Genomic DNA, 14,851 nt, shown 5'->3' on the forward strand with positions numbered 1-14,851 from the left:
CAGGAGTACGCCCGTGCCCGTTGCCCCCGATCCCTCCACCGCGTTTGCCGAGTTCGCGCATCCCGACCGGTTGGTCTCGACGGAATGGCTCTCGGCGAATCTCGGCGCGCCGGGTCTCAAGGTCGTCGAATCCGATGAAGACGTGTTGTTGTACGACGTCGGCCACATCCCCGGTGCCGTCAAGATCGACTGGCATCTCGACCTCAACGATCCGGTCACCCGCGACTACATCGACGGCGCAAAGTTCGCGGAGTTGATGAACCGCAAGGGCATCAGCCGCGACGACACCGTGGTCATCTACGGCGACAAGAGCAACTGGTGGGCCGCGTACGCACTGTGGGTCTTCACCCTGTTCGGCCACGAGGACGTCCGCCTGCTCGACGGTGGCCGCGACGCGTGGATCGCCGAGAACCGCGACACCGCTTTCGACGTCCCCGAAATCACGTCGACCGATTACCCGGTCGTCGAGCGCAACGACGCTCCCATTCGCGCATTCAAGGACGACGTTCTCGCACACTTGGGCGACGGGCCGCTCATCGACGTGCGATCTCCGCAGGAGTACACCGGCGAGCGCACCCACATGCCCGACTACCCCGAAGAGGGTGCGTTGCGCGGCGGACACATCCCCAGCGCTCTCAGCATTCCCTGGGCGAAGGCAGCGGCCCCGGACAGCCGCTTCCGCACCCGCACGGAACTCGGCGAGATCTACGGCGACCTGTCGGCCGACGACGACATCGTCGCGTACTGCCGCATCGGTGAGCGTTCCAGTCACACCTGGTTCGTGTTGACCCACCTTCTCGGCTACCCGAACGTTCGCAACTACGACGGTTCATGGACCGAGTGGGGCAATGCCGTGCGCGTCCCGATCGTCCAGGGCGAAGAGCCCGGCGCCGTTCCTTCCTCCGTATCGGCGTCATGAGCGCTCTACCTTCAGCTCTGGCCGAGATCGTCGAAGACTTCGCAGCCGTCGGAGCCTCGGACAAGCTCACCCTTCTCCTCGAGTTCAGCCGAGAACTGCCGCCGTTGCCGGCGGAGCTCGAACAGAGCGCGATGGAGCCGGTCCCCGAATGCCAGTCGCCGCTGTTCCTCTCGGTCGACGATTCGGACCGCGACAACGTTCGCCTGTACTTCAGCGCTCCCCCCGAGGCTCCCACCACGCGTGGTTTCGCATCGATCCTCGCGCAGGGGCTCGACGGTCACAGCGCCGACGAGATCCTCGGTGTACCCGACGACTTCTATTCGGCACTCGGTCTCGCAGAAGCCGTGAGCCCGCTCCGTCTGCGCGGAATGTCGGCCATGCTCGCGCGCATCAAGCGGCACTTGCGGAGCTGAAAACATGGAGTTCACCGAACTGGCCGACTATGCGATTCCGGCCGGCGCACTCGTCGAATGGTTGCCGTGCGCAACCGGGCCCTGGGTTCCGGATCCGCGGCCCGTCTCCTACATTCACGAGGCACATCTCAACCGTTCCGCTGCCGGTGCAGGCGACAAGTCTTGGCTGGGAACAGCTTTCGAGATTTCCGGCCCGCTCGACGTCGACGCCTTCCGAGTTGCACTCGGCCGGTGGATCGACCGTCATGAAGTTCTGCGCTCGCATACCGTCCTCGAACCCTCGAGCGGCGAGATCACCCGGCACACCGTCCCGATCGGCGGCATCGACATCGGGGTCGTCAGCCACGGCTACGACGCGTCCAGCCAGGACAACTTCGATCACCTTCACCGCCTGTTCGACGACTACGCGTCGCCGCACAGCTGGCCGTCGTACGTCTTCGCGACGTTGACGCCGCGCGGTGGCGACGGTCCGTTCACCGTGTTCTTCGCAGCGGACCATTCGATCATCGACGGTTTTTCCATCGTCCTCGTCGCTCACGAGATCGCAGCGCTGTACCGCGAGGCGGCGACCGGCAGTGCGGCGAATCTGTTCCCCGTGGGCAGCTACGTCGATTTCGGTGCCGTCGAACGCGAGCAGATGGCCGATATGGAGGCCGAAAAGGCTGCGGTCGAGATCTGGCGCGGCGCGCTCGGAAGTGACGGGTTACCCCAGTTCCCGCTACCGATCGGTGAACGTGGAAACGAATCTCAGAACGGCTTGTCGACCTGGCTTCTCGACGCTGACCAGTCCAAGGCCTTCAGTTCTACGTGCGCAGCCTCTGGCGTGGGGTACTTCGCCGGACTACTCGGCGGTCTTGCCGCTGTCGGTCGTGAAGTCGCGGCAGCCGATCGATTCGAGGTCGTGACTCCGGTTCACACCCGTAGCGCCCAGGAATGGGCGGGTGCGCTGGGCTGGTTCGTCGGACTGTGCCCGGTCGAGTTCGTGGTCGGATCGGACTGTTCGTTCGGCGACCTCGCGAAGCGCGCCGCCGACTCGATCGCTTCGGTCAAGCCTGCCGCCGCTGTCCCGTTCGATCGGATCGGCGAGCACCTCGGAACGCCCATCCGACCGCGATTCGTGGTGTCCTACATGGACGTTCGCTTTGTACCCGAGGCCGCACAGTGGCCCGAATGGAACGCCAGAGCACTCCGAAGCAAGGCATACACACACGACGTATACATCTGGATCAACCGCACACCCCAGGGCCTCAACCTCGCAGTCAGGTACCCAGGCAACGAGACGGCGAATGCCGCGGTCCACGCCTACGTGGCCGCACTGCGCCGGACCGTCGAAGAAATCGTCACCGAACCGGACACCGGCACCTCCGACAGCTACTCATCGGTAGTTTTCGAAACCGTTTCCTAAGCCGGAGTGGGCTTTAGCGATCCGGTTACAACCAGCGCCGAAGCGATGCATACACTCCGAAGTGATGCCAATCCCCCGATGGTGAAATCCCAGAGGAATACACCGCGGAGACAGACTATGCGAACCACAGGAGGCTCAGTGCCCAGTCATGCCAGCGCGCACATTACGAAGGTGCTTGTCGCGAACCGCGGTGAAATCGCGGTACGGGTCATCCGGGCGGCCAAGGATGCCGGCTACGGCAGCGTTGCCGTTTACGCCGAGCCCGATGCAGAAGCGCAGTTCGTGAAGCTCGCAGACGAGGCATTCGCCCTCGGTGGACAGACGTCCGCCGAGTCCTACCTCGTGTTCGACAAGATCCTCGACGCAGCCAAGAAGTCCGGCGCCGACGCCATCCACCCCGGCTACGGTTTCCTCTCCGAGAACGCCGACTTCGCCCAGGCCGTCATCGACGCGAACCTGATCTGGATCGGTCCCTCGCCGCAGTCCATCCGCGACCTCGGCGACAAGGTCACCGCTCGCCACATCGCGGAGCGTGCGAAGGCACCGATGGCGGCCGGCACCAAGGATCCCGTCAAGGGCGCCGACGAGGTCGTCGCATTCGCCAAGGAATACGGCGTACCGGTTGCGATCAAGGCTGCCTTCGGCGGCGGTGGACGCGGTATGAAGGTCGCGCAGACCATCGAGGAAATCCCCGAGCTGTTCGAGTCGGCAACCCGTGAGGCCATCGCAGCCTTCGGTCGCGGCGAGTGCTTCGTCGAGCAGTACCTCGACAAGGCCCGCCACGTCGAAGCTCAGGTCATCGCCGACCAGCACGGCAACGTCGTCGTCGCCGGTACCCGCGACTGCTCGCTGCAGCGTCGCTTCCAGAAGCTCGTCGAAGAGGCTCCGGCCCCCTTCCTGACGGACGACCAGCGCGCACGCATCCACGCGTCCGCGAAGGCCATCTGCAAGGAAGCCGGCTACTACGGCGCCGGAACGGTCGAGTACCTGGTTCAGGGCGACACCATCTCCTTCCTCGAGGTCAACACCCGCCTGCAGGTCGAGCACCCCGTCACGGAAGAGACCGCGGGCATCGACCTCGTGCGTCAGCAGTTCCTCATCGCCAACGGCGAAGAACTCTCCATCAAGGAAGATCCCACCCCGCGTGGACACTCCTTCGAGTTCCGCATCAACGGTGAAGACGCCGGACGCGGCTTCATGCCTGCCCCCGGCCCGGTCTCCGTCTACCGCGAGCCCACGGGCCCCGGCGTTCGCGTCGATTCCGGTGTTGTCGCCGGCGACGTCATCGGCGGACAGTTCGACTCCATGCTCGCCAAGCTCATCGTCACCGGAGCGACCCGCGAAGAAGCCCTCCAGCGGGCATCGCGCGCCCTGGCCGAGTTCGAGATCGACGGCCTCGCGACCGTCCTCCCGTTCCACCGCCACATCGTCGAGAACCCGGCATTCGTCGGTGACGGCGAGAAGTTCGACATCTACACCAAGTGGATCGAAACCGACTGGGAAAACACCATCGAGCCGTACGCCGGTTCCGGTGCCCCGGCCGACGACGAGGACGAGGCTCTGCCGCGTCAGAACGTCGTCGTCGAGGTCGGTGGACGTCGCGTCGAGGTTTCCCTCCCGGGCCAGTTCTCGCTCGGCAACGGCGGCGGCGCTGCCTCCGGTGCGATCCGCAAGAAGCCGAAGGCTCGTAAGCGCGGCGGCGCCGGCGGAGGTGCAGCATCGGGTGACGCTGTCACCGCTCCGATGCAGGGCACCGTCGTCAAGGTCGCAGTGACCGAAGGCCAGGAAGTCGCCGAAGGCGATCTGATCGCGGTTCTCGAAGCGATGAAGATGGAAAACCCCGTCAACGCGCACAAAGCCGGTGTCGTCACCGGACTGTCCGTCGAGCCGGGTGCAGCAATCACGCAGGGAACGGTTCTCGCTGAACTGAAGTAAGGCCTCCGGCCCCGTGCGCCTTTCCGGTAGTCCCCACTACCGGAAAGGCGCACAGTCGTTTGAGTAGGCTGTAACGATGGCTGACGTCCCCGACATTCGCATCGGCACTGCAGAACGCGAGCAGGCACTCGATCTCCTGAGCGAGCACTTCGCTGCAGGGCGCCTCACCGTCACGGAATTCGACGAGAGAAGCGGAATCGTCAGTGCCGCAACAACTCGCAGTGAACTCGTTCCGGTGTTCGCCGATCTACCGGGCAACTATCAAGCCCCCGGCACCGCTCCCCTGTCGATGGTGACGCCTCCCGACGCACCGGCGGAGCGAGGGTTCAACCCCGACTGGTCCGGACGGATCATGGCCGTCATCCCGATTCTCGCGGTGATCCTGTTCTTCGTCACCGGTACCTGGTTGTGGTTCCTCGCCATTCCCCTTGCCGGTGCGCTGCTGTTCGGCACCGACAGGGAACGCAAAGCCAAGCGCCGCCGCGAGCGGGGCTCCGACTGATGGAGCCGATCGAGATCAACGCAGGTGGCTGGTATCTGCGGGCGTTGCGCGCAGACGAGCGTGTGGACGACCGCCCAGCGCTTGCCGACGGCGGTATCACCGACCCCGAGTACGTGAGTCAGCGGAGCGTTCAGTGGCACGAAAACAGCGTCTACTCCTGGGCCGTCTGCCAACCCAACACCGGTGAGCTTCTCGCCGAGGTCGTTCTGACGCCTCTCGACTCCACCGCCCTGCTCACCGGCTGGGCCCGCGACGGGCACACCGAGGCACTGGCGACAGCTGCCGAGGCCGTCACGAGGTTCGCAGAAGGTGCACTCGGACTCGTTGTCGTCGAGGGGCAGACGAATTGAAGAACAGCCGATACTGGCCGCTGGCGATAGCCGTGGTCATTGCTCTGATCATGCTGTTCTCTCCGGGCTCCACTGTTCCGTCGAGCCCGGAGAACACCGACAAGATCACCCACACGTTGATGTTCGCGGTGTTGGCGATCACCTCGCTGCACGCCCGGATCCCGGCGTGGCTCACGGCGGTGTGGTTGGTGATCTTCGCAGCGACATCCGAGGTTCTTCAAGCAGCGCTGCCCATTTCGCGTTCGGGTTCGATCTGGGACGGCACCGCCGACCTGCTCGGCATTGCCATCGGAATCGGTATCGTCAGCCTCGTGATGCGGCGTCGAAGAGCCCGCGACGACGAGCCGAGCAGGTCCTGATCAGCTGAGCAGGTTGCTCCGCAATTGGTCCTGAGTCGACGCGTCGATCTTCAAGCCGTCGGTGAAGTAGGCCTCGATCGATCCGTGGACCTGCGCAAGCTCTTCCATCGACGCCTCCAGGTACTCGCGCCTGACACCGAGGACACCTTCGAGCAGGGTCGGATCGATTCCCTTGGCCTCGAATCGCTCGAGGAGCGGCGCGAACATCGGCAACAGAACCTTGTTGGTTTCGAGGTAGTCCGCGAAGACCGCGTCCTCGGAGGCACCCAGGAACAGCAGTAACGCGGCCGCTGCCCAACCCGTGCGATCCTTGCCCGTGGTGCAGTGAACGAGTGCCGGCGAACTGGACGGCTGCGCCAAGTCGACGAACAGTTGCCGGTACGACGCGACGGCACTCGGCAAGGTCACGAAATCGCGGTAACTTCCCTGGAAGTATTCGAGTGCCTGGCCGCTCCCCAACGCTTCGGCAGCGAATGCCGGGTCGGCGATCATCTGCTGCATCTGAGCTGGAATGGCGCGATACTGCTTGTCCGCCAACACGTCCAGGCCGAGTTCCCGGATACCGTCCGGTGTCAGGTCCGGCGCCGTCTCACGTTCGGATTCGGTGCGCAGATCGTAGATCGTGACGATTCCCAGATCGGCGAGGGTCTGTGCGCCCTCCGCACTGAGCGACGCCAGGTCCGTGGAACGAAACACGCTCCCGGTGCGCACGGTGCCACCGAAGCTCGATTCGGGGCCTCCGATGTCTCGGAGGTTCGCCAGTGACGGTACGACGGAAGACAACTTGGGAGTATCGGTCATACCTAAGAATGTATCTGCCACCGGAAAAGGGCGGCCGGAGAAACAAGATCGAGACACATCATCTCCCGTAATTGCTGCGCTACAGATCCGTAACATGCTCAAGTAATCCTGTGGACATGCCTACAACGAATTCCAGTGGTCTCGGAGCCTTCGATGCGCTCGGTGACCACCAGGCAGTCGCGGCCCTGCTCCAGTGTTGCCATTCCTCCATGTGGGCAGAGCAAATCGCCGCATCGCGCCCCTTCGCCGATCTGAAGGCTCTGTTCGACACGGCAGATGCGGTGCTGGCCGAGCTTCCCGAGTCCGAGATCGACGACGCACTGTCCGGCCACCCACGAATCGGTGAGCGAAGCGAGAGCGCGTCCTCGACCCGGGAACAGTCAGGCGTTTCGTCCGCGACAGAAGACGTACTCGCGGAACTTCGGCAGAAGAACGCCGAGTACGAGGACAGATTCGGCCATGTTTACCTGGTCTGCGCGTCGGGGAAATCTGGAACGGAGCTCCTCGACATCCTTCGAGGCCGTCTCCGAAACGACCCGGCGACCGAGCGTTCCGTGCTTCGAACCGAATTGGCCGCCATCAATCGGATCAGACTTACCCGTCTGATCGATTCACTCGCCGGAGGCGCAGCATGAGCAAGTCCCTGAGCACCCACGTTCTCGACGCGACGACGGGCAATCCCGCGGCGGGGATTCGCGTCGAACTTCGTGATCGAGGCGGCGCCACGATCACCACTGCCGAGACCGATTCCGACGGCCGCATCCCCGAACTTGCTCCGGGCGGCCTGACCGCCGGTCACTACACCCTGACTTTCGACACCGGAACGTATTTCGAGACCAACGGACAAGAGAACTTCTACCCGGAAGTGACAGTGACCTTCCGGGTGAACGACACCGCACGGGGCTATCACGTCCCATTATTGCTGTCGCCCTTTGCTTATTCCACCTATCGCGGGAGCTGAACACGTGACTACCGACAACATCACAACCGGCAGTACGAACACCGACCGGTTGAGCGGATCCATCGAACTATCGGGCCACCAGTACGGCAAAGCGGAAAATCGGGTAGTCCGAATCTACCGAGACACCCCCCGTCACGAGATTCACGACATCAACGTCTCCACCTGCCTGCGTGGAGATTTCGCCGACGCGTACCTCACCGGTGATCAGTCGAAGGTTCTGCCGACCGACACGCAGAAGCAAACGGCCTATTCCTACGCCAAGGAAAAGGGTCTGATCTCGATCGAGACGTACGGACTCGAACTCGCCCGTCATTTCGTCGACGACATCGAACCGGTCAGTGGCGCGCGGATCGAGATCGAGGAATATGCCTGGGAGCGTGCGGTTGTCGACGGCAGCGAGCACGACTACACCTGGATCCGGAAGGGTCAGGAAGTTCGAACGGCGTCGATCACCATCTCCGATACCGGGACATGGGTGATCGGCGGCTTGAAGGACCTGGTGATCCTCAAATCGACCGGTAGTGAGTTCTCGGGTTTTCTCGAAGATCCGTACACCGTTCTCGAGCCGACCGACGACCGGGTCATGGCAACGACGTTGGTCGCCCAGTGGCGTTTCGTCACCACCGACGTCGATTGGGAATCGGTCTACGTGGGCATCAAGGCACAGATCGTCAAACAGTTCGCACAGGTACATTCACTTGCCCTGCAGCAGACGCTCTTCCACATCGGTAAGGCAATTCTCGAGGAATTCCCGATCATTGCGGAGGTTCGACTCTCGGCACCCAACAAGCATCATTTCGAATATGCACTCGGCCGCTTCGGTGTGGAGAACGACAACGAAGTGTTCCACGCTGCGGATCGTCCCTACGGGCTGATCCAAGCTGCGGTCAGCCGATCCGACGCACCGGACGCGGGACCGTCGTGGACCACCTACGCCGGTTGGTTGTCGTGACCGAATCAGCCCCAGGGGCAACACTCGTCGTCGCAGGCGCCCACGTGGTCACGATGGACGGTGACCGCTCCGAGTACTCCGACGGCTATGTGGTGATCTCTGGCAACAAGATCGTCGACGTCGGCGCCGGAAAGCCACCCGAATACCCGAGTGCGCAAGTGATCGACGGGAGTGGTTGCCTGATCACGCCGGGTCTGGTCAACACACATCATCATCTCTACCAATGGATCACCCGAGGCCTGGCCGCGGACTCGACGCTTTTCGAGTGGCTGACCACCCTGTACCCCGTCTGGGCGGGTATCGACGCCGACGCCGTACACGTGGCGGCCACCGGCGGGCTCACCTGGTTGGCAAAGACCGGGTGCACGACCACCACCGACCACCACTACGTCGTTCCCCGCGATGCCGGGGACGTTTTCGAGGCCGAGATCAATGCTGCCGCACAGGTCGGTCTCCGATTCCATCCGTGCCGTGGGTCGATGGATCTCGGCCAGAGTTCCGGCGGCCTACCACCGGATCACGTCGTGGAGAACCTCGATGACATCCTGACCGGAACGCAGGCCGTCATCGATCGCTGGCACGACCCGAATCCCGGATCGATGCTGCAGATCGCGGTGGCACCCTGCTCACCCTTCTCGGTGACGGAGTCGTTACTCCGCGAGTCCGCGACGCTGGCGCGTGAAGCCGGTGTCAGGATGCACACGCATCTGGCCGAGACGTTGGACGAGGAAAGCTTCTGCAAAGAGCTTTTCGGTTGCACACCTGTCGAATACATGGAACGCGTCGGGTGGGTGGGCCCGGACGTCTGGTACGCCCACGCAGTCCATCTCGACGACGCCGGTATCGAGACGATGGCGCGAACCGGAACTGCGGCGGCGCACTGCCCGACCTCCAATGCGCGACTGGGAGCCGGTATTGCCCGTGCCGTGGATCTGGTGAACGGCGGGGTCACAGTGGGCCTCGGTGTGGACGGCGCGGCGAGCAACGAAGCGTGCAGCCTGATCGAGGAGTCGCGTCACGCACTTCTGTTCGCTCGTGCCAAGGGCGGCCCGCAGGCGATGACCGTGCGAAAAGCACTGGAACTTGGCACTGTCGGCGGCGCACGAGTTCTGGGCCGCGACACCGAGATCGGATCGATCGAGGTCGGGAAGCTTGCCGACCTGGCGGTGTGGAAGCTCGACACCGTCGCCCATGCCGGCATCACCGATCCGGTGGCGGCGCTCGTACTCGGCTCGACTCCCCCGTTGAAGTTACTGCTCGTGAACGGTCGAATCGTCATTGCCGACGGCCGAGTCACCACCGTCGACGAGGATGTCGTGGCCTCGGATGTCGCACGAGCACACCGCGACCTCCTCGGAAAGGCGTGACAGCGCGATGGATCTGCACAGTGTCGACGAAGTACTGGTGCCGCGGAGCCGAGCCGAGATCCCCTGCGCATCACCCGGAATCGGGTTCATCGGCGGTGGCACCTGGCTGTATTCGGAACCGCAGCCACAGCTGACCACGCTCGTCGACCTGTCGGGCCTCGACTGGGAAGCCGTCGAGGTCAGCGATCACGGTATCGAGATCGCGGCCACCTGCACGATCGAGGAACTGTGCCGCGCCGAACTGCCCGCGTCGTGGACCGCCGCTCCGCTCTTCCGCCAGTGCGCCGATGCATTGCTCGCATCGTGGAAAGTGCTGCGATACGCGACAGTCGGCGGCAACATCGCACTGTCCTTCCCGGCCGGCGCAATGACGACGCTGTGCGCTGCCCTCGATGCCGATCTGACGATCTGGCGCCCGGACGGAACCGAATACTCTTTACCCGTAGTCGAATTCGTCATCGACGATTCTCGCAACATTCTCGGCCCCGGCGAGATCATCCGCAGTATCCGGATTCCCACACATGCACTGACCGCACGCACCGCGATGCGGAAACTGGCGCAGACGTCGCTCGGGCGCTCGGCCGTCGCAGTGGCCGGCCGGTGCGGCGTCGACGGTTTCACCCTGGCGGTCACCGCTGCCACCCGACGTCCGTACGCTCTGAAATTCGACAAGCTCCCCGACACCGCTGCACTCGCGAATGCGTTGCGCAACAGGATTCCGGAAGACGCCTACTTCACCGATGTTCATGGAACTGCGCCATGGCGGCAGGCGATGGCTGCGCTCCTCGCCGAAGAAATCCGAGGTGAACTGGAATGAAGTACTCGGTGGACGGAGTTCCCCGCGACGACCAACCCCGCCCTGGGCAGTGCCTGAGAACCCTCCTCCGCGAGCATGGAACGAACTCCGTCAAGAAGGGGTGCGACGCCGGGGACTGTGGGGCGTGCTCGGTGCTCGTGGACGGGCACCCGACCCACTCGTGCATCTTTCCAGCCCATCGCGTCGACGGCCGCGAGATCGTCACCGCTGCCGGTCTCGGTACACCTGAGAGTCTGCATCCCACTCAACAGGCCTTCGTGGATGCGGGCGGTTTCCAATGCGGTTTCTGCACAGCAGGAATGGTGGTCACGGCATCGGCACTGTCTCCGGAGCAGAAGACCGATCTCGCCTGCTCGATGAAGGGCAACTTGTGCCGCTGCACTGGGTACAGATCGATTCGTGACGCCCTGGCGGGTACTGCGAACACGGAGACGGCCGCGTTGGGCTCGGCCCAAGGCCGTTCGATCGCCGCGCCGGCTTCCACTCGAATCGTCACGGGTACCGAGCAGTTCACGATGGACTTCGCCCCGGGCGAGATGCCGAACGGCTTGCTTCACACCGCGGTGCTCGGGAGTCCGCACGCACACGCGCACATCACCGGGATCGACACGCTGGCAGCCGAAGCGGCGCCAGGCGTCGTGACGGTACTCTCCTTCCGTGACAGTCCGGACGTGTTGTTCTCGACTGCTCGGCACGAGGACCGCAACGACGATCCCGACGACACACGGGTGTTCGATCGCACTCTCCGTTTCCGCGGCCAACGCGTCGCCGCGGTCATCGCCGAAACCCCTGAGCAGGCTTGGCGTGCTCTCGCCCTGATCGAGGTGGATTACGAGGTCGTCGACGCGGTTTTCGAACCCGACCGTGCGCGCTCCCCCGGCGCTCCGCTCCTGCACGGCGACAAGGACGAGAGTTCCCGTATCGCCGCGGCCTCCCGCAATGTGGTTGCAGCACTTCACGATGGTGTCGGTGACCTGGATCGCGCGCTGCAGGATGCGGCTGCCGTCGTCGAGGGCACCTGGCAAACCGCACGGGTCCAGCACGTGGCATTGGAAACCCACGGCGCAGTGGGATGGCTCGACGAGGATGACCGCCTCGTCATCAGAAGTAGCACGCAGGTGCCGTTCCTGGTTCGCGACGAGTTGGCCCACATCTTCGACCTCGACCGCAGCCGCATCCGCGTGTTCGCCAAGCGGGTGGGCGGAGGTTTCGGCGGGAAGCAGGAACTACTCACCGAAGATCTGGTCGCACTGGCCGTCCTGCGAACCGGCAGACCCGTGACCTACGAGTTCAGTCGAAGCGATCAGTTCACCCTCGCACCGTCGCGGCACCCGATGCGGGTCTCGGTACGTGCCGGCGCCGACGCCGACGGCACCCTCACCGCGCTCGCCATCGACGTCCTTTCCGACGCCGGGGCGTACGGGAACCATTCGATCGGAGTCATGTTCCACGGTTGCGCCGAATCCATGGCGGTCTATCGCGCTGCGACAAAACGCGTCGACGCCGAGGCGGTTTACACGAACAACGTTCCGTCCGGGGCCTTCCGTGGTTATGGACTCGGTCAGATCATCTTCGCCGTCGAGTCGGCCATGGATCAGCTCGCGGAGCGTCTCGGCATGGACCCCTTCGATTTTCGGCGGCGCAACGTCGTCCTGCCCGGAGACGACTTCGTCGACTGGCACGTCGAAGACGGCGATCTCGAGTTCGGCAGCTACGGGCTGGACCAGTGCATCGACCTCGTCGACGGTGCGCTCTCGAGCGGACGCGGAGAACAGGCACCGACCGGGTCCCGTTGGAAGACCGGCCAGGGCATGGCGATTGCGATGATTGCGACGATTCCGCCGCGCGGTCACTTCTCCGACACCTCCGTCACACTCGAGGCCGACGGTCGGTACGTCGTGAACATCGGGACTGCCGAGTTCGGCAACGGAACCACCACGGTTCATCAACAGATCGCTGCCACGGAATTGCGGACGACAGTGGATCGCATCAGAATTGTTCAATCCGACACCGACGCCGGTGGATACGACACCGGAGCCTTCGGGTCGACGGGAACGGTAGTTGCCGGAAAGGCTCTCCTGATCGCCTGCGAACGCCTCCGTGAGCGGATACTGACCCGCGCTGTACGAGTGAGCGGGCACGGAGCGCAGGTCCGCGATCTATCGCCGAACGGGGTCGAATCCTCGCTCGGTTGCATCGATTTCCCGACACTGCTCGAAGGCGGCCCGCTCACCGCGGACGGCCGTCACGACGGAACGCCCCGCTCGGTCTCCTTCAACGTCCACGGTTTTCGCGTCGCCGTCGACACGTACACCGGCCGGGTGAAGATTCTGCAGTCCGTTCAGGCCGCCGACGCCGGAACCGTCATGAACCCGGCCCAGCTCCGAGGGCAAGTGGAAGGCGGTGTGGGACAAGCCCTGGGCGCTGCACTGTCGGAGGAGATCGTCATCGAGGAAGGCCGGGTGATCAATCCGCAGCTGCGCAATTACCACGTTCCACAGATCGGGGATCTGCCGATCACCGAAGTACTGTTTGCCGACACGTACGACAAGCTGGGGCCTTTCGGCGCAAAATCGATGAGTGAAGCACCCTTCAATCCGGTGGCACCGGCGTTGGCAAACGCAATCGCGAATGCATGTGGAGTTCGGATGCACTCCACTCCGATGACACCGGACCGGGTGTGGGGCGAGCTGCAGAGACCCTAAGTCTCGCGAGCAAGTACGCGCTCGACTGCATCGACTGCGTCGTCCAGCTCTCCGGTCGTCACGGTCAGCGCGGGCCGGAATCGGATTCCCCTCTTCCCGGTGGGCAGAATCATCACGTGCTCGTCTTCTCGTAGTCGCTGCACGACGCGATCGCGAAGGTCGCTGTCTGCCAACGTGATCGCGCACATCAGCCCACGACCTCGTGGCTCGGTCGCCGCCGCGTACCGTTCGCAGACTTCGGTCAACCGGGCAAGGAGATGCGCACCCGTGAATCGCGCCCGGTCGATCAGTCGGTCCCGCTCGATGACTTCGAGTATTCGCCGGGCACGAACCATGTCAGTGAGGTTGCCACCCCACGTCGAATTGATCCGGGAACTGACGTGAAACACGTTGTCGCGCACCTCATCCACGCGACCACCAGCCATGATGCCGCACACCTGCGTTTTCTTGCCGAAAGCCACCACATCCGGATGCAGACCCAATTGTTGGTAAGCCCAGGCAGTTCCGGTGATTCCGCACCCGGTTTGCACCTCGTCGAGAATGAAGAGGGCGTCGTTTTCGTGGCACAACTCCTGCATCGCCTGCAGAAATTCCGGCCTGAGGTGATGGTCGCCGCCCTCACCCTGGATCGGTTCTGCGATGAAACAGGCGATGTCGCCGGGGTTGTCGGCAAACGCTTGGCGCGCTTGCCCCAGAGCTTGCCTCTCCGCCACTTCGACATCGCGGCCGTCGGCGAGATACGGTGAACCGATTCGTGGCCAGTCGAACTTGGGGAATCTCGCGACCTTGCCCGGTTCGGTGTTGGTGAGTGACATCGTGTAGCCACTGCGGCCGTGAAAAGCCTCGCTCAGATGCAGAACCTTCGTCCCCAGATCTCCTGACAATCCACGGCTTTCGTTCAACCGACTCTTCCAGTCGAAGGCAACCTTGAGCGCGTTTTCCACCGCAAGGGCGCCGCCGTCGACGAAGAACAAGTGTGGAAGTGCCGAATCCCCCAGGACGCGAGCGAAAGCCGCAACGAAGCGCGCCATGGGTTCGGTGTAGATGTCGGAATTACTCGGCTTGTTGGAGGCCACGACGGCCAACTCCTGCTGGAACTCCTCGTCGCCTGTGATCGCCGGGTGATTCATCCCCAGGGCGGAAGAGCCGAAGAAACCGAACATGTCCAGATACTCGGTTCCGTCCCGCACGTCGCGGAGATAGGAACCCCTCGACCCTTCGACGTCGAGAATCAGATCGAATCCGTCGACGAGGATGCTGGCTTTCAACACCTCGTAGACCGGAAAGAGCGCACTGTCACCGAAGTCTCGCATCGCAGTACTCATACGCGAAGATTATGTCAATTTTACGAAAGTGTCGATAGGA

15 protein-coding genes are annotated in these 14,851 nt (G+C 63.5%); 13 read left to right on the forward strand and 2 right to left on the reverse strand.

Annotated features, from left to right (window positions below; translation table 11 throughout):
- Positions 1 to 13: 13 nt before the first annotated feature.
- From ACFT1A_RS15005 to ACFT1A_RS15035, 7 genes are all read left to right on the forward strand, one after another.
- Positions 14 to 919 (forward strand): sulfurtransferase, encoded by a 906-nt coding sequence (locus ACFT1A_RS15005; RefSeq protein ID WP_378447646.1) that lies wholly within the window; start codon positions 14 to 16, stop codon positions 917 to 919.
- The gene (locus ACFT1A_RS15010; protein ID WP_378447647.1) at positions 916 to 1,332 is read left to right on the forward strand and encodes a SufE family protein; all 417 of its coding nucleotides are present in this window, start codon (positions 916 to 918) and stop codon (positions 1,330 to 1,332) included. The genes ACFT1A_RS15005 and ACFT1A_RS15010 overlap by 4 nt, the downstream gene beginning before the upstream one ends.
- 4 nt (positions 1,333 to 1,336) lie before the next feature.
- Complete coding sequence (locus ACFT1A_RS15015) at positions 1,337 to 2,737, forward strand: condensation domain-containing protein (protein ID WP_378447648.1); 1,401 nt, start codon at positions 1,337 to 1,339, stop codon at positions 2,735 to 2,737.
- 138 nt (positions 2,738 to 2,875) lie between these two features.
- The gene (locus tag ACFT1A_RS15020; RefSeq protein WP_230812504.1) at positions 2,876 to 4,672 is read left to right on the forward strand and encodes an acetyl/propionyl/methylcrotonyl-CoA carboxylase subunit alpha; all 1,797 of its coding nucleotides are present in this window, start codon (positions 2,876 to 2,878) and stop codon (positions 4,670 to 4,672) included.
- A gap of 76 nt (positions 4,673 to 4,748) precedes the next feature.
- The gene (locus ACFT1A_RS15025; protein ID WP_378447649.1) at positions 4,749 to 5,174 is read left to right on the forward strand and encodes a DUF1707 domain-containing protein; all 426 of its coding nucleotides are present in this window, start codon (positions 4,749 to 4,751) and stop codon (positions 5,172 to 5,174) included.
- Positions 5,174 to 5,524 (forward strand): hypothetical protein, encoded by a 351-nt coding sequence (locus ACFT1A_RS15030; RefSeq protein ID WP_378447650.1) that lies wholly within the window; start codon positions 5,174 to 5,176, stop codon positions 5,522 to 5,524. The genes ACFT1A_RS15025 and ACFT1A_RS15030 overlap by 1 nt, the downstream gene beginning before the upstream one ends.
- A complete protein-coding gene (locus ACFT1A_RS15035; RefSeq protein WP_378447651.1) occupies positions 5,521 to 5,883 on the forward strand; it encodes a VanZ family protein in 363 nt (120 codons plus the stop codon). Before ACFT1A_RS15030 ends, ACFT1A_RS15035 begins: the two co-directional genes overlap by 4 nt.
- On the opposite strand, the gene ACFT1A_RS15040 is transcribed toward ACFT1A_RS15035, so the two are convergent.
- Complete coding sequence (locus ACFT1A_RS15040) at positions 5,884 to 6,684, reverse strand: tyrosine-protein phosphatase (protein WP_378447652.1); 801 nt, start codon at positions 6,682 to 6,684, stop codon at positions 5,884 to 5,886.
- A 116-nt stretch (positions 6,685 to 6,800) separates the two neighbouring features.
- On the opposite strand from ACFT1A_RS15040, the gene uraD reads away from it, so the two are divergent.
- Genes uraD through ACFT1A_RS15070 form a run of 6 tightly spaced genes read left to right on the forward strand, consistent with a single transcriptional unit; the run spans position 6,801 to position 13,486 of the window.
- Entirely contained in the window at positions 6,801 to 7,319 is a 519-nt protein-coding gene (gene uraD / locus ACFT1A_RS15045) for a 2-oxo-4-hydroxy-4-carboxy-5-ureidoimidazoline decarboxylase (protein ID WP_378447653.1), read from the forward strand.
- Entirely contained in the window at positions 7,316 to 7,645 is a 330-nt protein-coding gene (gene uraH, locus ACFT1A_RS15050) for a hydroxyisourate hydrolase (protein WP_378447654.1), read from the forward strand. The genes uraD and uraH overlap by 4 nt, the downstream gene beginning before the upstream one ends.
- A gap of 49 nt (positions 7,646 to 7,694) precedes the next feature.
- Positions 7,695 to 8,597 carry a factor-independent urate hydroxylase gene (gene pucL, locus ACFT1A_RS15055; RefSeq protein ID WP_378447831.1) on the forward strand — a complete coding sequence of 301 codons (903 nt, stop codon included), beginning with the start codon at positions 7,695 to 7,697 and terminating at the stop codon, positions 8,595 to 8,597.
- A gap of 53 nt (positions 8,598 to 8,650) precedes the next feature.
- Positions 8,651 to 9,964, forward strand: coding sequence for an 8-oxoguanine deaminase (locus ACFT1A_RS15060; protein WP_378447832.1), 1,314 nt, complete (start codon positions 8,651 to 8,653; stop codon positions 9,962 to 9,964).
- Between the two features lie 7 nt (positions 9,965 to 9,971).
- Positions 9,972 to 10,781: an FAD binding domain-containing protein gene (locus ACFT1A_RS15065; RefSeq protein ID WP_378447655.1), complete on the forward strand. Its 810-nt coding sequence runs from the start codon at positions 9,972 to 9,974 to the stop codon at positions 10,779 to 10,781.
- Positions 10,778 to 13,486: a molybdopterin-dependent oxidoreductase gene (locus ACFT1A_RS15070; RefSeq protein WP_378447656.1), complete on the forward strand. Its 2,709-nt coding sequence runs from the start codon at positions 10,778 to 10,780 to the stop codon at positions 13,484 to 13,486. The genes ACFT1A_RS15065 and ACFT1A_RS15070 overlap by 4 nt, the downstream gene beginning before the upstream one ends.
- Here the strand turns inward: ACFT1A_RS15070 and lat are convergent.
- Entirely contained in the window at positions 13,483 to 14,811 is a 1,329-nt protein-coding gene (lat, locus tag ACFT1A_RS15075; RefSeq protein ID WP_378447657.1) for an L-lysine 6-transaminase, read from the reverse strand. The two genes, ACFT1A_RS15070 and lat, sit on opposite strands and share 4 nt — an antisense overlap.
- Positions 14,812 to 14,851 lie beyond the last annotated feature (40 nt).

Source organism: Rhodococcus sp. NPDC057135 (genome assembly GCF_042670865.1).
GTDB lineage: Bacteria > Actinomycetota > Actinomycetes > Mycobacteriales > Mycobacteriaceae > Rhodococcus_F.